At 68.0% G+C, this 20,743-nt stretch carries 18 protein-coding genes; 11 read left to right on the top strand and 7 right to left on the bottom strand.

Annotated elements, in window-relative coordinates; genetic code table 11:
• Positions 1 to 20 precede the first annotated feature (20 nt).
• Positions 21 to 1,631: an alpha-amylase family glycosyl hydrolase gene (locus tag ACAM58_RS10070; protein ID WP_018902902.1), complete on the bottom strand. Its 1,611-nt coding sequence runs from the start codon at positions 1,629 to 1,631 to the stop codon at positions 21 to 23.
• 60 nt (positions 1,632 to 1,691) lie between these two features.
• Here ACAM58_RS10070 and ACAM58_RS10065 point away from each other — a divergent pair, with 60 nt between their 5' ends.
• From ACAM58_RS10065 to ACAM58_RS10055, 3 genes are all read left to right on the top strand, one after another.
• Positions 1,692 to 3,356 carry an alpha-amylase family protein gene (locus ACAM58_RS10065; protein WP_012747100.1) on the top strand — a complete coding sequence of 555 codons (1,665 nt, stop codon included), beginning with the start codon at positions 1,692 to 1,694 and terminating at the stop codon, positions 3,354 to 3,356.
• A gap of 121 nt (positions 3,357 to 3,477) precedes the next feature.
• Positions 3,478 to 6,564, top strand: a complete 3,087-nt coding sequence (locus ACAM58_RS10060; RefSeq protein WP_369664410.1) for a PAS domain-containing protein — start codon at positions 3,478 to 3,480, stop codon at positions 6,562 to 6,564.
• Positions 6,565 to 6,673: 109 nt separating this feature from the next.
• On the top strand, positions 6,674 to 8,608 hold the full coding sequence (locus tag ACAM58_RS10055; RefSeq protein WP_369664409.1) for a GspE/PulE family protein: 1,935 nt from the start codon (positions 6,674 to 6,676) through the stop codon (positions 8,606 to 8,608).
• 12 nt (positions 8,609 to 8,620) lie between these two features.
• Here ACAM58_RS10055 and ACAM58_RS10050 read toward each other — a convergent pair whose 3' ends face one another.
• From ACAM58_RS10050 to ACAM58_RS10035, 4 genes are all read right to left on the bottom strand, one after another.
• A complete protein-coding gene (locus tag ACAM58_RS10050; RefSeq protein WP_012747097.1) occupies positions 8,621 to 9,367 on the bottom strand; it encodes an EAL domain-containing protein in 747 nt (248 codons plus the stop codon).
• A 92-nt stretch (positions 9,368 to 9,459) separates the two neighbouring features.
• On the bottom strand, positions 9,460 to 10,242 hold the full coding sequence (locus ACAM58_RS10045) for an exodeoxyribonuclease III (protein WP_369664408.1): 783 nt from the start codon (positions 10,240 to 10,242) through the stop codon (positions 9,460 to 9,462).
• Between the two features lie 62 nt (positions 10,243 to 10,304).
• Complete coding sequence (arsB, locus tag ACAM58_RS10040) at positions 10,305 to 11,387, bottom strand: ACR3 family arsenite efflux transporter (protein ID WP_369664483.1); 1,083 nt, start codon at positions 11,385 to 11,387, stop codon at positions 10,305 to 10,307.
• Complete coding sequence (locus ACAM58_RS10035; RefSeq protein WP_369664407.1) at positions 11,384 to 11,701, bottom strand: ArsR/SmtB family transcription factor; 318 nt, start codon at positions 11,699 to 11,701, stop codon at positions 11,384 to 11,386. The genes arsB and ACAM58_RS10035 overlap by 4 nt, the downstream gene beginning before the upstream one ends.
• 29 nt (positions 11,702 to 11,730) lie before the next feature.
• Between ACAM58_RS10035 and arsC the strand changes: the two genes are divergently transcribed.
• The 5 genes from arsC (at position 11,731) to ACAM58_RS10010 (ending at position 15,102) form a co-directional block, all read left to right on the top strand.
• Entirely contained in the window at positions 11,731 to 12,177 is a 447-nt protein-coding gene (gene arsC / locus ACAM58_RS10030; protein WP_369664406.1) for an arsenate reductase (glutaredoxin), read from the top strand.
• The gene (gene arsH, locus ACAM58_RS10025; RefSeq protein ID WP_369664405.1) at positions 12,143 to 12,880 is read left to right on the top strand and encodes an arsenical resistance protein ArsH; all 738 of its coding nucleotides are present in this window, start codon (positions 12,143 to 12,145) and stop codon (positions 12,878 to 12,880) included. Before arsC ends, arsH begins: the two co-directional genes overlap by 35 nt.
• Positions 12,881 to 12,972: 92 nt before the next feature.
• Complete coding sequence (locus ACAM58_RS10020) at positions 12,973 to 14,253, top strand: NUDIX domain-containing protein (protein ID WP_369664404.1); 1,281 nt, start codon at positions 12,973 to 12,975, stop codon at positions 14,251 to 14,253.
• 329 nt (positions 14,254 to 14,582) lie between these two features.
• Positions 14,583 to 14,843 carry a hypothetical protein gene (locus ACAM58_RS10015; RefSeq protein ID WP_012747090.1) on the top strand — a complete coding sequence of 87 codons (261 nt, stop codon included), beginning with the start codon at positions 14,583 to 14,585 and terminating at the stop codon, positions 14,841 to 14,843.
• Between the two features lie 46 nt (positions 14,844 to 14,889).
• Positions 14,890 to 15,102, top strand: a complete 213-nt coding sequence (locus ACAM58_RS10010; protein ID WP_307597033.1) for a hypothetical protein — start codon at positions 14,890 to 14,892, stop codon at positions 15,100 to 15,102.
• 26 nt (positions 15,103 to 15,128) lie between these two features.
• Here ACAM58_RS10010 and ACAM58_RS10005 read toward each other — a convergent pair whose 3' ends face one another.
• Together ACAM58_RS10005 and ACAM58_RS10000 are read right to left on the bottom strand one after the other, a co-directional pair.
• Positions 15,129 to 15,548, bottom strand: coding sequence for a Crp/Fnr family transcriptional regulator (locus ACAM58_RS10005; protein WP_062361951.1), 420 nt, complete (start codon positions 15,546 to 15,548; stop codon positions 15,129 to 15,131).
• Positions 15,549 to 15,627: 79 nt separating this feature from the next.
• Positions 15,628 to 16,569, bottom strand: coding sequence for a LysR substrate-binding domain-containing protein (locus ACAM58_RS10000; RefSeq protein WP_307597035.1), 942 nt, complete (start codon positions 16,567 to 16,569; stop codon positions 15,628 to 15,630).
• A gap of 134 nt (positions 16,570 to 16,703) precedes the next feature.
• Here ACAM58_RS10000 and ACAM58_RS09995 point away from each other — a divergent pair, with 134 nt between their 5' ends.
• The 3 genes from ACAM58_RS09995 to ACAM58_RS09985 are packed head-to-tail and all read left to right on the top strand — an operon-like array spanning position 16,704 to position 20,714.
• On the top strand, positions 16,704 to 17,699 hold the full coding sequence (locus tag ACAM58_RS09995; protein ID WP_369664403.1) for a tripartite tricarboxylate transporter substrate binding protein: 996 nt from the start codon (positions 16,704 to 16,706) through the stop codon (positions 17,697 to 17,699).
• The gene (locus tag ACAM58_RS09990; protein ID WP_369664402.1) at positions 17,699 to 19,222 is read left to right on the top strand and encodes a UxaA family hydrolase; all 1,524 of its coding nucleotides are present in this window, start codon (positions 17,699 to 17,701) and stop codon (positions 19,220 to 19,222) included. Before ACAM58_RS09995 ends, ACAM58_RS09990 begins: the two co-directional genes overlap by 1 nt.
• Positions 19,223 to 19,244: 22 nt before the next feature.
• Positions 19,245 to 20,714 carry an NAD-dependent succinate-semialdehyde dehydrogenase gene (locus tag ACAM58_RS09985; RefSeq protein ID WP_369664401.1) on the top strand — a complete coding sequence of 490 codons (1,470 nt, stop codon included), beginning with the start codon at positions 19,245 to 19,247 and terminating at the stop codon, positions 20,712 to 20,714.
• Positions 20,715 to 20,743 lie beyond the last annotated feature (29 nt).

The raw sequence follows: 20,743 nt of genomic DNA, 5'->3' as shown, positions 1-20,743 counted from the left end.
GCGCCGCTTTCACGCACCGATCACTGCGCGACGATCACGCCCTCCAGCGGCTGCAGCACCAGCTCGCCCGCCACCGTTCCGGTGCGCTCAGGATGCGTCGAGGCCAGCACGACCACTTCGCGCGGCAGCAGCTCGGCCGCGATCCGGGTGTCGGAGGTCGAGAAGTTCAGCAGCACGATCAGCCGCCGCGTTCCCGATGCTCTTGCATAGGCCAGCACGTCGTCGCCGGCGTGGAGCTGTTCGTGGGTTCCTTCGTGCAGCGCGGGTTCCTTGCGGCGCAGCGCGATGAGCTTCCTGTAGAGCTGCAGCATCGAGGCCGGATCGGCCAGTTGCGCTTCGACGTTGCGCATGCCCCAGTCGCCGCCCAGGCGCAGCCACGGCGTGCCGTCGGTGAAGCCGGCCATGTGGGCCCGGCTCCATTGCATGGGCGTGCGCTGCGGATCGCGCCCCAGGCCCTTGCCCGGCTCGTTTTTCTCGAACGGGTCCTGCACCTCATCGGGCGGAATGGGAACGTCGGTCAGGCCGATCTCGTCGCCGTAGTAGAGCGTGGGCGTGCCGCGCAGCGTGAGCAGCAGCATGGCCGCGAGCCGCGCCCGCTCCTGCCCCACGCGGCTCGCGATGCGCGGCTTGTCGTGGTTGCCGAGCACCCAGTTGGGCGCCGCGCCGTGCGGCAGCGCCGCTTCGTAGCTGCGCACGATGCGGTCGATCTCGGCCGCATGCCACGGCGCCGCGATGAGCTGGAAATTGAACGGCAGCTGCACGCCCTGCAGCAGGCCTTCCGACGTGAGCCCGTAGTAGGCCATGAGCCGCTCGAGCGGAAGATAAAGCTCGCCGATCAGCACGCGCGCCGAAGCCTCGCTGCTGAACGCATCGACCACGCGGCGCATCTCGAACACGATGTCCTGCATCTCCGGCCGGTCCGTCGTGTAGAGCGCCAGCAGCCGGTGCGAAGGATCCTGCCCCGGCTGGAACGACGGGTTGGGCGGGTTGTCGCGGAACTGGTCGTCCTTGATGAGGTGGTAGAGCACGTCGATGCGGAAACCGTCCACGCCGCGCCGCAGCCAGAAGCGCAGCACCTCGTACATTGCCTCGCGCACCTCCCGGTTGCGCCAGTTGAGGTCGGGCTGCTCCTTCAGGAAGGAGTGGCAGTAGTACTGGCCGCTGGCTTCGTCGAAGGTCCACGCGGGACCGCCGAAATTGCTGAGCCAGTTGTTGGGCGGGCCGCCGCCGGGTGCCGGGTCGCGCCACAGGTACCAGTCGCGCCTGGGGCTGGTGCGCGAGGCGCGGCTCTGCACGAACCACGGGTGCTGGTCGGAGGTGTGGTTGGGCACGAAGTCCAGCACCAGCTTCAGGCCGCGCGCCTTGCACTCCGCCGCGAGCGCGTCGAAGTCCTCGAGCGTTCCGAAGCGCGGATGGATGTTGCAGTAGTCGGATATGTCGTACCCGAAGTCGGCCATTGGTGAGGGGTAGATCGGCGATATCCAGACGGCATCCACGCCAAGCTCGACCAGATAATCGAGCCGCTTGCGGATGCCACGCAGGTCGCCGATGCCGTCTCCGTCGCTGTCCTGGAATGAACGCGGATAGATCTGATAGACGATTCCGTTCTTCCACCAAGCATCGGCCGACATCGGGTTTCCTTTCGTGTGTTCCGTGTTTGCGAGGCTCCGATCTTCAGGAGGTTCCCCGGCATGATCAACGACCTTTGGTACAAAAACGCCGTGGTGTATTGCCTCTCCGTGGGAACCTTCATGGACTCCAACGGCGACGGCTGCGGCGACTTCGAGGGGCTGACACGGCGGCTGGAGTACCTTCACGGCCTGGGTGTCACGACCCTGTGGCTGATGCCCTTCCATCCATCGCCGAGGCAGGACGACGGCTACGATGTTTCGGACTTTTACAACGTCGATCCCCGCTTCGGCACGCTCGGCGATTTCGTCGAATTCACGCACTCGGCTTCGCGCCTTGGCATGCGCGTGCTGATGGACCTGGTGGTGAACCACACCTCGGACCAGCACCCGTGGTTCCAGCAGGCACGCAGGGACCGCAAGTCAAAGTATCACAACTGGTATGTGTGGTCCGACAGGAAGCCGGCCCGCTACACCGATGGTGTGGTCTTCCCGGGCGTGCAGAAATCGACCTGGACCTTCGACAAGCTCGCAAGGCGCTGGTACTTCCACCGCTTCTACGAATTCCAGCCCGACCTGAACACCGCCAACCCCGACGTGCAGGCGGAGATCCTGAAGATCATGGGCTTCTGGACCCAGATGGGCGTCTCGGGTTTCCGCATGGACGCCGTGCCCTTCGTGATCGGCGCCAAGGGCCCGAGGGTGGTGCGCCCGACCGAGAAGTTCGACATGCTGCGGCAGTTCCGCGAACTGCTCCAGTGGCGCCGGGGCGACGCGATCATCCTTGCCGAGGCCAACGTGCTGCCCAGCACCAACATGGCCTACTTCGGCGACGAGGGCGAGCGGCTGCACATGATGTTCAACTTCCAGGTCAACCAGCACCTCTTCTATGCGATGGCCGTGGCCGACGCGCGGCCGCTGGCCAAGGCGCTGGAGGCGACCCGGGCGCGCCCCGCGACCTCGCAGTGGGGCATCTTCCTGCGCAACCACGACGAGCTCGACCTGGGCCGCCTGCGGCCCGCACAGCGCCAGCGCGTGTTCGCCGCCTTCGGCCCCGAAAAGGACATGCAGCTGTACGACCGCGGCATACGCCGCAGGCTGGCACCGATGCTCGGCGGCAACCGGCGGCGCCTCGAGCTGGCCTACAGCCTGATGCTCACCCTGCCCGGCACGCCGGTGGTCCGCTACGGCGACGAGATCGGCATGGGCGACGACCTGAGCCTGCCGGAGCGCAACTGCGCGCGCACGCCGATGCAGTGGTCCACCGAGCGCCAGGGCGGGTTCACCACCTCTTCCAAGCCGGTGCTGCCGGTGATCACGGGTGGTGCCTACGGCTTCGAGCATGTGAACGTGGCGGCGCAGCGGCGCGACCCCGAGTCGCTGCTCAACTGGATGGAGCGCGTGTTCCGCATGCGAAAGGAAGTGCCCGAGATCGGCTGGGGCGACTTCGAGGTGGTTCCCAACGAGGAGCGCGCGGTGCTCGTCATGCGCTACGAATGGCGCGGCAACGCGGCGGTCTTCGTGCACAACCTGGGCGACAGCCCGCTGGAAATAAAGCTCGGCGCCAAGGCGCTCGGCAGGCACGGCGGGCAGCTGATCAACCTGCTCTCCAACGCGCACAGCCGCGCCAACTCGAAGGGAAAGCACTGCATGCTGCTGGAGCCCTACGGCTACCGGTGGTTCCGCGTCGGCCCGCTCGACTATCTTCTCAAGCGCGAGGAGATGTGAGGGTGCGCCATGGGCTGGCGGCGCATGCGGGATTGCGCGAAGCGGCCCGTTCCCCGCTTCTGACACACTACGTGACACACTACGTGCAGGCGCAGCGCGGATCTCGTCGCGGTGCACGTCCATGCCAATGAAATTGCCCGGTCTTCGGAACATCCGCATCAGCCTGAACACACGCCTCGGCCTGGGCATCGCCGCGGTCGTCCTGGCGGCCACCCTGGCCATTGCGACGGTCGCCCTGCAGCTGGTCAAGACCAGCATGAAGGCCTCCATCGGAAGCGAAGCCTTCGCCCGCCTGTCGGCCATTGCGAACACCATCGACCAGAAGTTCGTCAGCCGCCGCACGCTGCTGGAGACCTTCGCCGACAGCACGGCGCTCAACGAGTTTCCCGACACGCCGGCGCTGCAGGCTTTTCTCGAAAAGCACCCATCGCTGCGCAAGGCTTTCAGCAACGTCGCCTTCTTCACGGCCGAGGGCGACCTGGTCGCGAGCCTGAGCGGCGCGCAGCAGCCCGGCAAGGTCAACATCAAGGACCGTGCGTACTTCCAGCAAACGCTCGCGGCCCGCGCCGGCGTGATCTCCGAGCCCTACCTCAACCGGCTCACCGGCCTGGCGCAGATCGCCATGACCGAGCCGGTGCTGGACGCCGCCGGCAACGTGCGGTACGTGATCTCTGGCGCCATCAACCTGAAGGACCGGAACATCCTGGGCGAGCTCGCCGACCTGAAATTCGGCGAGACGGGCTACCTGTTCATCACCAGCACGGAAGGCGTGGTGATCGACCATCCGCGCACCGAGCGCATCATCAACCAGACGGGCCTGAAGGGGGTCGGCAATCCCGAGATCGAGCGCCCGATCGAGGGCTACGAAGGCGCGACCGAAGGCTTCAACCATGCGGGCGTGCACGGCCTCTACGCCTTCAAGCGCATCCCGCAGACCAACTGGGTGCTGGGGTCCATGTACCCGAGCACGGAAGCCTTCGCCCGGGTCGACGCCATCGAGCGCTCGGCATGGATCGGCACGGTGGTGCTCGCCATGCTCGCGGGTGCTGCGGTGCTGGGCTTCGTGCGCCAGCAGCTCACGCCGCTTCGGCACCTGCACCGGCACATGCTGGACGTGGACAACCCGGCCCTGCAGACGGCCGTGCCGCGCATCTACCGGCACGACGAGATCGGCGATCTCGCGCGCACCTTCGACACGCTGATGCAGCAGCGCAAGTCGAGCGAGAAGTTCCTGCGCGACATCACCGACAACCTGCCCGCGCTGGTGTCGCACGTGGATGCGCAGGGCCGCTACACCTTCGTGAACGCCCCGCTGTGCAGGAAGCTCGACCGCGGCGCAGCCCAGCTGATCGGGCGCACGGCGCAGAACATCGGCGAGGACGAGACGGTGGACGCCGCCGTGCGGCGCGTGCTGGCCGGCGAGGCCGTGAGCTTCGAAAGCCGCGGCGAAGCGAAGCGCGGCGAGGAAGACCGCTACTTCCAGACCGAGCTCATTCCCGACCGCGACCAGGCCGGGCAGGTCCGCGGCTACTACGCCATGACCTCCGACGTGACCGAGCGCAAGCGCATCGAATTCAGCCTGGCCCACAGCGAAGCGCAGGTTCGCGTCATTGCGGACAACATCCCGGCGCTGGTCTCGCACGTCGATTCCTCGCTGAGATACACCTTCGTCAATGCCCAGGTGAAGGCGCTGCACAAGGACCGGGCGATGGTGGGGCAATTGATGCCGGAGGTTCGCGGCCCGTCGGACTTTGCCATCGTGGCGCCGGCCTACGAGCGCGCGCTGGCCGGCGAGACGGTGGTGGTCGAGAAGTCCGGCGATCCGGCGCTGGGCATCGGCGAGCGCACCTTCAAGGCCCACTACATTCCCGACCGCGACGCGAACGGCGTGGTGCAGGGCGTGTTCGCCATGACCTTCGACATCACCGACGAGGTGAACATACGCAAGGCCCTGACCGAGCAGGAGAAGCGGCTGCGCGACGTGACCGACAGCATCCCGGCGCTGGTGGGCTATTTCGACAGCAACGAGAACTGCCTCTTCGCCAACAGCCGCGCGCGGCAGATGGCGGGCCTGGGCAGCGGCCCGCTGGAGAACGTCACGCTGCGCTCGGCGCTGGGCAAGGCAGTGCACCGTCAGATCCGGCCCTATCTTCCGCTGGTGCGCGAGGGCAAGTCGGTGCGCTTTCCGGTGCATGCGCCGCTGCATGGAAAGGATGGCTTCTTCCAGGTGAACCTGGTTGCCGACATGGCCCCGCAGGGCGGGCTCGTGGGTTTCTATCTCATGACCTTCAACATCACCGCGCTCAAGCGCGCGGAGCTGCGGCAAGCCGAAAGCGAAAGGCGCCTGCGCACCATCACCGACAACCTGCCGGCACTCATCACCTACATCGACCGTGACGAGAACATCACCTTTGCCAATGCCACCTACCGCGAATGGCTCGGCGTGGAGCCGGCCGAGATCCTGGGCCGCCATGTCGGCGATGTCGCGGGCCCCGAGCTGTATCTCTCGCGCAAGGCCATGATCGCGCGCGCGCTGGCGGGCGAGCGCGTGGAGTTCGAGGCGCAGACCAGGACCCAGGGCGCCGACCGCACCACCCGCGTGAGCTACGTGCCCGACATCGGCCCCGACGGCAGCACGCGTGGCATCTTCTCGCTGAGCCTGGACATCAGCGCCCTGAAGGCGGTGGAGCGCAAGCTGATCGACCTGGCGCGCATCGACACGCTCACCGGCCTCGCGAACCGGCTCGCCTTCAACGAGTTCCTGCCCGGCGCCATCGCGCGCGCGCAGCGTTCGGGCAACGCGCTGGCGGTGCTGTTCCTCGACATCGACTACTTCAAGACCATCAACGACACGCTCGGCCACGCGACAGGCGACGGCGTGCTGGTGGAATATGCGCAGCGCCTGCTGGCCAGCGTGCGAAGCACCGACACCGTGGCGCGGCTGGCGGGCGACGAGTTCGTGGTCGTGCTGGAGAACGTGCACACGCGGGAAGCCGCCGTGGCCGTCGCGCGAAAGATCGTCGAGCGGGTGGGCACCGTCCCCTTCGAGCTGGACGGCCGCAGCCTGAACGTCACGACCAGCATCGGCATTGCCTTCCACAAGGCCGCGGACGCCTCGGCCGGTGCCGCCGACCTGCTGGCACGCGCCGACGCCGCGCTCTATCGCGCCAAGGCTGCGGGGCGCAACACCTTCGGCTTCTCCGATTGAGAACTTTGGTAGTGGTTGCCCATTGCCATTGCAGGTGGCGGGGCGCGCATTCCTGCTGACAAGCCCGCCCTGGCGGCCTCAGAATCCCCTTCACAGGAGAAATCATTTCATGTCCCCCACCGAAGTCGTCACGCCCGAGCAATTGCTGCACGCACTGGAAGTCCAGAGCCGCATGCCCATCCTGCGCATCGGCCAGGCCCTGATGGCGCTGGGCATGCTCACGGAAGAGCAGCTGCGCGCCGGCCTCGAGCAGCAGCAGCTGGACCGCAGCGTGCCGCTGGGCGAGACGCTGGTTCGCATGGGCGTGGTGACGCGGGCCCAGCTGCAGGCGGCACTGGTGCGCAAGATGGGCTATCCGCTCGTGAACCTGCACGAGTTCCCGGTGGCCGTGGACGCGCTGCGCACCATCAGCCATGCCGTGGCCCGCCGCCTGCAGGTGATGCCGCTCATGATCCACGATGGGCGCCTCATCCTTGCGCTCGACGATCCGGCCAGCCGCCATGCGGCCATCGACGAAGTGGAGTTCATCTCCCAGAGGAAGGTGGTGCCGGTGATCGGCGAATGCCTGGTGCTGGACACCGTGCTCTACAAGGCCTACGGCAAGATCGGCACCGAATCGGCCGACCCGACCGTCGTGCACGACCCCTCGCGGCCGCTGGACTTCGACATGGGCGGCGCGGGCCCCGGCAGCAGCCCCGGCCCGGGCACCGGCACCAGCCTGGGCACCAGCGACCTGCTGGTCACGCTCGAGAAGGAGCGTCCCGCACCAACCATCGAGGAAACGGCCATCGAGCAGTCGGACAACTCGCTGGTGCGGATGATCAACAGCATGATCGTGGACGCGCACCGCGAAGGCGTGTCGGACATCCACATCGAGAGCTATCCGGGCAAGGAAAAGACTCGCATCCGGTTTCGCCGCGACGGGCGGCTGCACACCCACCTGGAGCTGCCGGCCAGCTACCGCAACGCGGTGGTCGCGCGCGTGAAGATCATGTGCGACCTGGACATCAGCGAAAAGCGCAAGCCCCAGGACGGCAAGATCAACTTCGCCAAGTACTCGCCGCAGCACCGCATCGAGCTGCGCGTGGCCACCATCCCCACGGCCAACGGGCTCGAAGACGTGGTGATGCGCATCCTGGCCTCGGCCAAGCCGATTGCGCTGGACAAGCTCGGGCTCTCGCCGCGCAATCTCTCGGAGCTCACCAAGGCGGTGGAGCGCCCCTACGGCATGGTGCTGTGCGTCGGGCCGACGGGCTCGGGCAAGACCACCACGCTGCATTCGGCCCTGATGCACATCAACACGCCGGAGCGAAAGATCTGGACCGCCGAAGACCCGATCGAGATCACCCAGCCCGGCCTGCGCCAGGTGCAGGTGAATCCGCGCATCGACTGGACCTTTGCCAAGGCGCTGCGGGCCTTCGTGCGCGCCGATCCCGACGTGATCATGGTCGGCGAGATCCGCGACGAGGAAACGGCCAAGACGGCGATCGAGGCCTCGCTCACGGGCCACCTGGTGCTTTCCACGCTGCACACCAACAGCGCGCCCGAAACCGTGACGCGGCTGCTGGACATGGGCATGGACCCCTTCAACTTCGCGGACTCGCTGCTCGCGGTGCTGGCGCAGCGCCTGGTGCGCCGCCTGTGCAGCCACTGCCTGCAGAGCCGCCCCATGCGCCCGGAGGAAATCGAGGAGCTGCTGGCCGACTACATGCACGCGTTCGCGGGTCAGGAGACGCCGGCCGAACGCGAGGCCGTGCGCAGCGGCTGGCTCGGCCAGTACGGCCGCGACGGCCGGCTGCAGGCCTTTTCGAGCCCCGGATGCACGCATTGCGACAACACCGGCTTCAGCGGCCGCGTCGGCATCCACGAGCTGATGGTGATCTCCAGGACGCTGCGGCGCCTGGTGCAAAGCGGCGCGCGCGCCGAGGAACTGCAGGAAGCCGCCCTGCGCGAGGGCATGCGCACGCTGCGCCAGGACGGCATCGGCAAGGTCCTGTCGGGGCAGACCACCATCGAGGAAGTCCGCGCAACCAGCAACGCCTGAGCTGCTGCAGTCTCAGGCCGCGTCCCACGCCACGGCCGGCAGCATGGCGATGCCGGGCCTCGCAAACAGGAAGCCCTGGAACAGGTCCACGCCCAGCGCGCGCAGCGCATGGACCTCTTCCGAGGCCTCGACGCCTTCGGCCACCACGCGGATGCCGAGTTCGCCGCAGGTGCCCACGAAGCCCTTCACGATGCTGAGCCGGACCGCGTCGTTGTGGATGTTGCGCACCAGGCCCATGTCGATCTTCACCACGTCGGGCTGGAAGCCGGCCAGCAGCTCGAAGCCCGCATAGGCGGCGCCGAAGTCGTCGATGGCGGAGGTGAAGCCGTAGTCCTTGTAGGTGCGGAACACCGACGCCAGCGCGGGCAGGTCCGCCACGCGTTCGCCCTCGGTGATCTCGAACATCAGGTGGTCCACCGGAAAGTTGCAGCGCTGCGCGGCCAGCATGGCGGTGTGGAAGCACTCGTCCTGATGCCCCGCCACGTCGTTGGGCAGGATGTTGAGGCTCAGCCGCGACTCCATGCCCAGCGCCGAAGCGGTTTCGATGGCCTTCACGCGGCAGGCCTCGTGGAAGGCGAAGCGCAGCCGCGGGTTCACGCGCGAGAGCACCTCGAAGGCGCCCTCTCCCGAGGTACCGCGCACCAGGGCTTCGTGCGCGAACACTTCGCGCCGCTGGAAATCCACGATCGGCTGGAAAGCCATGACGAACCCGCTGTCGAAGCCGGGAAAGCAGGCATCCGCCGTTGTTCCGATGGTCACTGGAGTGGATCTCGCGGGAAAGGGGACGCGTCGTTCAGGCGGCTTGATAAGTACGTAAATGTAACCCCTTTGTTCACAACCGCCTCCTTTGATCAACCGGCGGGCAGGTCGAGCAGGGCCCAGGCCGGCGCGTGGTCGCTCGCTCCAGGGCGCCCGCGCACCTCGCGGTCCACGTTCGCATCGGCCAGAAAGGGTGCGAGCTCGCGGTTGAGCAGCAGGTGGTCGATGCGCAGGCCCGCATTGCGCGGCCAGCGGTTGCGCCAGTAATCCCAGTAGGTGTAGATCGCCTCGCGGGGGTGGCGCGTGCGGATCGCGTCGGTCCATCCCTGCTTCAGCAGGCGGGCGAAGGCCGCGCGGCTTTCCGGCTGCAGCAGCGCATCGTCCTGCCATGAAGCCGGGTTGTAGATGTCCGCATCGGTGGGCACCACGTTGAAGTCGCCGGCCAGCACCGCCGGCATGCCGCAGCCGTAGAGAAGGCGCGCATGGGCGTTGAGCCGCTCGAACCATTCGAGCTTGTAGTCGAACTTGGGGCCGGGCTGCGGATTGCCGTTGGGCAGGTACAGGCAGCCGACGATCACGCCGTTCACCACCGCTTCGAGATAGCGGCTCTGGCTGTCCTCGGAGTTGCCGTCGAGCCCGCGGCCGGTTTCGATCGGGTCCCTGCCTCGCGCAAGAATGGCCACGCCGTTCCATGCGCGCTGGCCATGGAACAGCACGCCGTAGCCCGCTTCGCGGATGGCCGCGGCCGGAAAATTCTCGTCCGGGGATTTCAGCTCCTGCAGGCAGGCCACGTCCGGGCGGGCTTCGGCCAGCCAGGACAGCACAAGCGCAAGCCGGCTGTTGATGCCATTGACGTTGTAGGTCGCGATCTTCATGCGTGGCCGATCATGGCCCCAAAGCCCACCGGCCCATGTCGGAGAACACGCCCTGCGGACGGTCAGGCGGCCCGCACGCCTTTTTCGTACCAGCCCTGCGACCGGTTGACCACCGAAACCACCAGCAGCATCACCGGCACCTCGATCAGCACGCCCACCACCGTGGCCAGCGCGGCGCCCGACTGGAAGCCGAACAGGCTGATCGCCGTGGCCACCGCGAGCTCGAAGAAATTGCTCGCGCCGATCAGCGCCGACGGGCCGGCCACGCAGTGCGCCACGCCCAGCCTGCGGTTGAGCACGTAGGCCAGCCCCGAGTTCAGGAACACCTGGATCAGGATCGGCACCGCGAGCAGCGCAATCACCAGCGGCTGCCGGATGATGGCTTCGCCCTGGAAGGCGAACAGCAGCACCAGCGTGAGCAGCAGCGCCGAGATCGACCACGGCCCGAGCCGCGCCGCCACCGCCTGGAAGCGGGCCGTGCCCTTCTTGAGCAAGTGCTTGCGCAGCAGCTGCGCAATGACCACCGGCACCACGATGTACAGGCCCACCGAGGTCAAGAGCGTGTCCCAGGGCACCGTGATCGACGACAGCCCGAGCAAGAGCGCAACCACCGGCGCGAAGGCCACCACCATGATCGCGTCGTTGAGCGCCACCTGCGACAGCGTGAAGTACGGGTCGCCCCTGCACAGCTGGCTCCACACAAACACCATCGCCGTGCAGGGCGCCGCCGCCAGCAGGATCAGGCCCGCGATGTAGCTGTCGAGTTGCGTGGGCGCAAGCAGCGGCGCGAACACGTGGCGGATGAAGATCCAGCCCAGCAGCGCCATCGAGAACGGCTTCACGGCCCAGTTGATGAAGAGCGTGACGCCGATGCCGCGCCAGTGCGCCTTCACCTGCCCGAGCGCCGCGAAGTCGATCTTCAGCAGCATCGGGATGATCATCACCCAGATCAGCACGCCCACCGGCACGTTGACCTTGGCCACCTCGAGCGACGCAATGCCGCGGAACACGCCCGGCAGCCACTGGCCCAGCGCAATGCCCGCCACGATGCACAGCGCGACCCACACCGTGAGGTAGCGCTCGAAGAAGCCGATGGCGGGCGGCGCTGCGGGCGGTGCAGCAGTGGCGGTGGCGGCGGGATTCAGCACGACGCGCAAGCCTGCGGCAGGCAAGCCTCGCCCTGGCAGCAGTTTTCGGTGAGATAGCCGATGAGTGCGTTCATCTGCCCGAAGGCCGCGCGGTAGATCAGGTTGCGGCCGCTGCGCTCCTGCGTCACCAGCCCCGAATGGGCCAGCTCCTTCAGGTGGAACGAGAGGCTGGTGGCCGGCACGTCGAGCGCCTCGACCAGCGTGCCGGGCGTGAGCCCCGCGGGGCCCGCCACCACCAGCGCGCGGAACACCTGCAGGCGCACCGGTTGGGCCAGCGCGGCCAGGGATCTCACGATGTCTTGTTCTTCCATATTTCAATAATAGTTGCATAATTGCAAGAATGCAATCGACCCGCCCCTCCATCACCATCTTTCACAACCCCGCGTGCGGCACTTCGCGCAACACGCTGGCGATGATCCGCAACAGCGGCGAAGAGCCCCGCGTCATCGAATACCTGAAGACCCCGCCCAGCCGGGAAACGCTGCGCGAACTGCTCGCCGCCATGGCCATGGCCCCGCGCGCGCTGCTGCGCCGCAAGGGCACGCCGTACGACGAACTCGGGCTCGACGATCCAAAATGGTCGGACGAACAGCTGCTCGACTTCATGCTCGCGCATCCGATCCTCATCAACCGCCCCATCGTGGTCACGCCGATCGGCACGCGCCTGTGCCGGCCTTCGGAAGCGGTGCTCGACATCCTGCCCTCGCCGCAAAAAGGCCCGTTCACCAAGGAAGACGGCGAGCTGGTCATCGATGCGGAGGGCCGCCGTGTCGAACGCGCTGCCTGAGCTTCCGAACATCGACGCCGGGCTGTTCGACCGGCCTTCGCCCGAACGCTTCTCCCATGCGGCACCGGCACGCCACGCACCGCGCTTCCTGCTGCTGTACGGCTCGCTGCGCGAGCGCTCCTACAGCCGGCTGCTGACCGAAGAGGCCGCGCGGCTGCTGCGGGCCATGGGCGGCGAAACGCGCATCTTCGATCCGGCCGGCCTGCCGCTGCCCGACAGCGCGCCCGACGACCATCCCAAGGTGCAGGAGCTGCGCGAGCTCGCGCAATGGGCCGAAGGCATGGTGTGGTGCTCGCCCGAGCGCCACGGCGCCATGACCGGCATCATGAAGGCGCAGATCGACTGGATTCCGCTCAGCATGGGCGCCGTGCGGCCCACGCAGGGCAAGACGCTGGCCGTCATGCAGGTGTCGGGCGGATCGCAGTCGTTCAACGCGGTGAACCAGCTGCGCGTGCTCGGGCGCTGGATGCGCATGCTGACCATCCCCAACCAGTCGTCGGTCGCCAAGGCCTTCCTGGAGTTCGACGACGCGGGGCGGATGAAGCCCTCCGCCTACTACGAGCGAGTGGTCGACGTGATGGAAGAGCTGGTGAAGTTCACCCTGCTCACGCGCGATGCGGCCGCCTACCTTGTCGACCGCTACAGCGAACGCAAGGAAAGCGCCGAGCAGCTCTCCAGGCGGGTGAACCAGCGCGCGATCTGACGCGGTGCCCGAGGCCGTCGTTGGCCCGACAATCGGCGCCCATGAACGCCAAGCCTTCGACGACAACGACCCCGCCGGGTCCAGCGCCGTCCATGCCGCGCCCCATCCGCGTCGCGGCCTCCCTGATCCTCCTGCGCGACGGCGCCGACGGCATGGAAGTGCTGCTGCTGCGCCGCGCCGAGAAGGCCAACGACCAGAACAGCGGCGCCAGCGTCTTTCCGGGCGGCGTGGTCGACGCGCACGACCGCCGCCTGCACCTGATGTGCAAGGGCCTGGACGACGCCGCGGCCAGCGCGCGCCTGGGCCTGCCCGACGGCGGCCTCGACTACTACGCCGCCGCGGTGCGCGAATGCTTCGAGGAAGCGGGCGTCCTGTTTGCAAGCGATGCCGAAGACCGCCTGGTCGAACTCGACGGCCTGCCGCCGAGCCGGCTCGAATCGATGCGGCATGCCGCCGAGCAAGGCACCGATGCGCTGCTGGCCATGTGCGAGGCGCAGGGCTGGCGCCTTGCGATGGACCGGCTGGCCTATTTCAGCCACTGGCTCACGCCGCCCGGCATGCCGCGCCGCTTCGACACCCGCTTCTTCATTGCGCAGATGCCGCCGGCACAGGCCGTGAAGCCCGACGGCCGCGAGACCGTGGCGCACATGTGGCTCAAGCCCGCGGAGGCAGCAGACCCGCGCCGCGGCCTCAAGCTGATGAACGTGACACGGCGCACGCTCGAAGAGCTGGCAGGCTTCGGCAGCGCCGCCGACTGCATGGCGCATGCGCGGGCGCTGACGCGGATCGTGCTGAACATGCCGCGGCTGGCCGACGGGCCTGCGGGCCGCCGCGCGGTGAACATCGACGAAGCCGCCTACGAGGAGATCGGCCACCTCGACCCCGACGGCAAGGGCCATGCGCACTATGCGCTCGAGCCGGGCCTGGTCACGCGGCTGTCGGCGCGCGTCGTGCGCGTGGCGGGCGCAGCGGATTCGCATCACGGCTATTTCGTCGGCGGCGAAGGCGGCCACTGGGCATTGATCGATCCCCTGCCGCACGGCCTTGCGCAGAACGCAGCGCCGGGCCAGGTGAAGTGGCTGCTCTGGACCGCGGCGGGTACGCAGCCCTCGGCCGCGACGCTCGATGCGCTTCGATCCGCATGGCCCGATGCTGCCGTGCTGTGGCCGCAGCCCGGGGACACCCTGCGCCTTGCGGGCGCAATGCTGCACGTCAGTCAAGCGGCCGATCGGGGCGTCCCCGCGCGCCAGTTCCTGCTGGCCGAAGAACGCATGCTGTTCACCGGCTGCGCCGCGGCGCCCGCAGCGCATGCGACCGGCGAGGCCGAATGGATCGCTCCGGCCAGCGGCTTCATCTTCCGCGCGCAGCGCTAGCGCAAGCTCTCACAGCCGGCCGATGGCGGCCTTGAGTTCCTCGAGCGAAGCGGGTTTCGGCAGATGCGCGTTGAAGCCGGCCTCCAGCGCCCGGCGTGCATCGGCGCGGCGGCCGAAGCCGGACATCGCGATCGAAGGCAACTCGCGCGTGGCCGGGCGCCGCCGCCTCGAGCAGTTCCAGCCACCGCTCGTGTAATCCCGTAAGCAGCATCTTGCCGCGGCCGCTGGATGTAGTCTGCGCTGCCACCTCACATGCGAAAGGTTCCTACGCGGCACCTTCGATCGCGATCCGAATCTTTGATGTCGACACCGCGCTGGAAGGAACATCCATGAACGCCTTGGACCTGCTGAACCTGGATGTACTGCTCGCGCGCAGCGTACTGCTGCGCGCCGACTACGTGCAGGTCCAGAGCCGGATCCGCGACTCGTTGTCCCGCCGCAACCGCGATCTCGGCAGCGGCCCCGCGGACGAGGATTTCGACGAACTCATCCACGCCATGAGCCGGTCGCTTTCGGCCGACGCCCGCTATCTCTGCACCCTGTCGTTTGCAGTGCGCGGCATCATCGAACGCGCGAAGGCCACGGCCTGACCGGGCGCCTGGCCCCCGCCTTCTGCACTGAAGGGAAATCGCAAGAATGAAGTCTTCTCGACAACTCAAGACCGACGAGCGTGACAATGCGCGGCTGTTCCGCTGGGGCATCGGCGCGGCCATATTCGTGTTCATCCTGGCGCTGGCCTACAACTTCCTGACGCAGACGCGCGAGGAAGGGCCGGTCAAGCCGTCGACGCCGACGCAGACCCAAAGCGCGCCGCAGACGGCGCCGGCCAACCCGCCGCCGGGCAAATAGCGCATCGGCCGCGGCCGGCCCGGTGCCTACCCGAGCCCGAGCTGCCCGCGCATGGCCCTCGTGCGCTCGATGGCCATGCCCAGCAGCTTCAGCGCCACCTGCGGGTGCTGCTCGCAAAGCCCGCGCATGGCCGCCACGGGAATCAGGTAGACCGACGAAGCCTCGGCCGCCACCAGCGTGTGCTTTGCCTGGTAGCGGTTTTCGCCGAGCGAAGGGCCAAGGAAGAAGTCGTGCTGGCAGATCAGGTCGGTGACGACGTCGGCGCCGCTCGCGCGTCCGTGGCTCACCACCTGGAGCAGCCCGCTCGCCACGCAATAGACCCGGTCGGTCCACTCGCCAGAGGCAAGAACGGTTTCATCGCACTGGTAGGCGCGCAGTTCGCTGGCCTCGTCCAATGCCGTGCGGTCCGCATGCGGCAGATCGGCGACCAGGGTATGCAAATACATGCCCGAATGGTCGCCGAAGGCACTGCAGAGTGCATTCCCATGAATTGGGTATCCGGTGCAGGAAAGCCACGGCGCCGCCTCAAGCCGCGGACTTCACCCTGGCCGCGCGCCGCAGGCATTCGATCAGCTGCTGCGTGCTGGGCGTGCGCCGGCGCCCGCGCATGGTGATGAGGCCCACCGGCGGCAGCTCGATCGGCACCTTCAGCGCCAGCACCTTGAGCATGCCCTGCTGCTGGAAATGCCGCGCCACCGAGCGCGCCATGAAGGCCACCGCATCGCGCTGCTGCAAGAAGCTGATCTGCGCGAGGAACGAGGCCGACTCGATGATGTCCGCCGGCGGATGCACGCCGTCGCGAAAGAACATCTGGTCGAGCTTCACGCGCAACGAGGCCCAGGGCGGCGGCATCACGCAGCGCTCCTTCGCCAGGTCGGCCCAGCCCAGGCGGCGCTTTGCGGCCAGAGGGTGCCCCGGGCGCACCACCGCCTGCATGGGCTCGGCAAGCAGCGCCTCGGTTTCGAGGTCGGGCGCGGCGTAGCCGGGCTCCAGCCGCCCGACGAACAGGTCGAGCTCGCCCAGGCGCAGCTTGGGCAGGAGGCGCGTGAGGTCGCCCTCCTCCACCAGCACCGTGGTCTGCGAGGAGTTGGCCTTGAGCATCTCGACCGCGCGCGCCAGCAGCACCGGCATGGCCACCACCATGGCGCCCACGCTGGTGCGGCCGGCGGCGCCGCTGGCCACGGCGGCGATCTCGTCGCGCGTGCGGTCGTAGTCGGCCAGCACCGAGCGCGCAAAGCGCACCACGCTCTCGCCATAGGGCGTGGGCTCGGTGCCGCGCGTGGAGCGCTCGAACAGCGCCAGGCCGAACATGCGCTCGATTTCCACCAGCGACTTGGACACCGCCGGCTGCGTGACCGACAGGAACTCGGCCGCGCGGCCCAGGTGGCGGAACTGGTCGAGCGCCACCAGCATCTGCAGGTGGCGCAACTTGAGGTTGGAACGCAGGACGCGGTCGATCTGGCTCATCGTGGTGGGTGCGGCGTTTTCCTCTTCATAACCTCCGGGCTATGAAGCGAGTCCGCTATTTCATTGGATTGCAATGATTGTCTACTGAAGAATGCGCCCAGCTTTCTCGAACAACAATCGTCGGAGACATACGCATGACCTTGCATCGCACCCTGCAGCGGCGCCAACTGGTGCTGGGCGGCCTTGGCGCCGCCGCGCTCGCCACCGCCACCGGCCGCGCCTTCGCGGCCGAGTACCCGGAACGCCCCATCACCTTCATCTGCCCGTGGCCCGCCGGCGGCACCGCCGACCGCTCGATGCGCGCCATCTGCCAGATCGCCGCGCGCGAGCTCGGCCAGCCCATTGCGCTGGAGAACCGCGCGGGTGCTTCGGGAATGATCGGCACCAAGGCGCTGGCCTCGGCCCGGCCGGACGGCTACACCATCGGCCAGATCCCCATCTCGGTGACGCGCTTCGCGCAGATCGGCACCGTGCAGATCGATCCGCTCAAGGACCTGAGCTACCTCGCACGCACCTCGGGCCAGACCTTCGGCATCGCGGTGCCGGCCAGCTCGCCCTTCAAGTCGCTGCGCGACATGGTGGCGCAGGCCAAGGCCAAGCCGGGCGTCGTCAGCTACGCGCACGCGGGCGTGGGCGGCGCCACCCACGTGGGCATGGAGCAGTTCGCGCAGGCGGCCGGCGTCAAGTTCAACGCCATTGCCTACAAGGGCGGCTCGGCCGCGCTGCAGGATGTGCTGGGCGAACAGGTCGACATGCTGGCCGACAGCAGCTCCTGGGCGCCGCATGTCGAAAGCGGCAAGCTGCGGCTGCTCGCGACCTGGGGCGAGTCGCGCACGCCGCGCTTCAAGGACACGCCCACGCTCAAGGAACTGGGCTACGACGTGGTGGTGGAAGCACCCAACGGCATCGGCGCGCCGCGCGGCCTGCCGCCCGCGGTGGAAAAGAAGCTGCGCGATGCGTTCCGTGTGGCCGTTGCCAGCGAGGAATTCAAGAAGGTGGCCGACAGCATCGATGCGCCGGTCATGTACCAGGACGGCCCCGAGTACCGCAAGTACGTCGAAGCCGTCTACCGCCAGGAGACCGAGCTGATCCGCAAGCTCAATCTCAAGGAACTGATGGAGAAAGGTTGATGGCCGACAGCCCCCTGCTTCGCCTGCACCCGCACGACAACGTGCTGGTTGCCAAGACGCCCATCGCCCTCGGCGAAACGATTGCCGAGTTCGGCGTGCGGGCGCGCGCGCAGATTCCCGCGGGGCACAAGATCGCGTCGCGCGCCATTGCGGCCGGCGAGCAGGTGAAGAAGTACGACACGGTCATTGGCGTGGCCTCGCGCGATCTGGAGGCGGGGGACTACGTGCACAGCCACAACCTCACGCTGGTCGACTCCTACCGCGACCCGGCCTTCTGCCAGGACCTGCGGCCGGTGGCCTACGTGCCCGAGGCCGAGCGCGCCACCTTCATGGGATTTGTGCGGGCCGACGGCCGCGTGGGCACGCGCAACTTCATCGGCATCTTGTCGTCGGTCAACTGCTCGGCCACTGTCATCAAGCGCATCGCCGCGCACTTCACGCCCGAGCGCCTGGCGGCCTTTCCCAACGTGGACGGCGTGGCCGCCTTCGCGCAGACCAGCGGCTGCGGCATGTCGTCGCCGAGCGAGCACTTCGACGTGCTGCGCCGCACCTTGGCCGGCTATGCGCGCCATCCCAACCTGGCCGGCGTGCTGATCGTGGGCCTGGGCTGCGAGCGCAACCAGGTCGATGCGCTGGTCGACTCGCAGGGCCTGCAGCAGGGCCGCCTGATGCGCACGATGGTCATGCAGGAGGTGGGCGGCACGCGCCAGACCATCGAGGCCGGCATCCGCGCCGTGGAAGAAATGCTGCCCGAGGCCAACGCGGCCGAGCGCACCCGCGTGGGCGCCAACCACCTGAAGATCGGCCTGGAGTGCGGCGGCTCCGACGGCTTCTCGGGCATCACGGCCAACCCGGCATTGGGCGCGGCCATGGACGTGCTGGTGCGCCACGGCGGCACCGCCATTCTTTCGGAAACACCCGAGATCCACGGCGTCGAATTCATGCTCACGCGGCGCGCCGCCACGCCCGAGGTCGGCCAGAAGCTGCTCGACCGGCTGGCCTGGTGGGAGCGCTACACGGCCGGCCAGAACGCGCAGTTCAACGGCGTGGTGGGCCACGGCAACCAGGCCGGCGGGCTGGCGAACATCTTCGAGAAATCGCTCGGCTCGGCCATGAAGGGCGGCACCACGCCGCTGCAGGCCGTGTACGAATACGCCGAGCCGATCGACCAGGCCGGCTTCGTCTTCATGGATTCGCCGGGCTATGACCCGGTGGCCGTGACCGGGCAGATCGCGAGCGGCGCGCAGCTGATCTGCTTCACGACCGGACGCGGCTCGATGTTCGGCAGCAAGCCTGCGCCCACCATCAAGCTGGCCAGCAACACGCCGATGTTCAAGCGCCTCGAGGAGGACATGGACATCAACTGCGGCGTGGTGCTCGACGGCGAACTCTCGGTGCCCGAGCTCGGCCAGCGGATCTTCGAGCAGATCCTGCGCCATGCCTCCGGCGAGCGGACACGCAGCGAAGCGCTGGGCCTGGGCGACCATGAATTCGTGCCGTGGCACCTCGGCATCGTCAGTTGACTTTCTTTTGATACCGACGAACATGCCCCTGACCCTCACCCGCCCCAACCTGCAGCGCACCGCCAACTTCATCGGCGGCGAATGGTGCGCCGCCGCCGGCCGCACGCTCGACGTGACCGACCCCGCCACCGGCGCGCTCATCGCGCAGGTGCCCGACTCCGGCGCCGATGCCGCCCGCGCCGCCGCCGATGCCGCGCACGCCGCCTTCCCCGCCTGGCGCCGCACGCCGGCCAAGCAGCGTGCGCAGATCCTCAAGCGCTGGAACGACCTGGTGCTCGCGCATCAGGAAGACCTCGGCCGCCTGATCTCGCGCGAACAGGGCAAGCCGCTGGCCGAAGGCATCGGCGAGGTCGCCTACGCCGCCAGCTACATCGAATGGTTTGCCGAAGAGGCCACGCGCGCCAACGGCGACGTGATTCCCGCGCCTGTTCCGGGCCGGCGCATGTTCGCCATCAAGGAGCCGGTCGGTGTGGTCGCCGCGATCACGCCGTGGAATTTTCCGGCCGCGATGATCGCGCGCAAGATCGCGCCGGCGCTGGCTGCGGGCTGCACCGTGGTGTGCAAGCCGGCCGAGGACACGCCGCTCACCTCGCTCGCGCTGGTGGCGCTGGCCGCGCAGGCCGGCGTGCCCGCGGGCGTGCTCAACATCGTGACGGCCTCGCGCGAGCGCACGCCCGAGGTGGTCGACGCGTGGCTGGGCGACGCCCGCGTGCGCAAGATCACCTTCACCGGGTCGACGCCGGTCGGCAAGCACCTGGCGCGCCGCTCGGCCGACACGCTCAAGAAGCTGTCGCTCGAACTGGGCGGCAATGCGCCCTTCATCGTGTTCGAGGATGCCGACCTGCACGCCGCGGTCGACGGCCTGATGGCCGCCAAGTTCCGCAACGGCGGCCAGACCTGCGTGTGCCCGAACCGCGTGTTCGTGCACGAGGCCGTGCATGACGAATTTGCCGAGCTGCTCGCGGCGCGCGTTGCATCGCTGCGCGTCGGCCCGGCCAGCGACCCCGCTTCGCAGATCGGCCCGATGATCAATGCACGCGCCATCGAGAAGATCGAGCGCCATGTGCAGGACGCCGTTTCGCGCGGCGCGCGCGTGCTCGCAGGCGGCGCGCGGCTGCCCGCGCTCGGGCCGAACTACTTCGCGCCCACCGTGCTGGTCAACGCCGACGCCACCATGGCCTGCGCCTGCGAAGAAACCTTCGGCCCCGTCGTTCCGCTGACGCGCTTCGCGGATGAAGCCGAGGTCGTGGCCCAGGCCAACGACACGCCCTTCGGCCTGGCCGCCTACTTCTACTCGCGCGACGTGCGCCGCATCTGGCGCGTGGCGGATGCGCTCGAAGCCGGCATCGTCGGCATCAACGAAGGCGCACTGGCCGCAGAGGCCGCGCCCTTCGGCGGCGTGAAGGATTCGGGCTATGGCCGCGAAGGCTCGGTGCACGGCTTGGACGACTACCTGCACACCAAATACGTCTGCCAAGGCCAGCTGGACTGACCCACCCCACACATCCAACGGAAAAGAAA

Origin of the sequence: Variovorax sp. V116 (genome assembly GCF_041154435.1) — a bacterium.
Classification (GTDB): domain Bacteria; phylum Pseudomonadota; class Gammaproteobacteria; order Burkholderiales; family Burkholderiaceae_C; genus Variovorax; species Variovorax paradoxus.
Note: the sequence above shows the minus strand (reverse complement) of the source record. Positions and strands in the feature narration are given on the sequence as shown.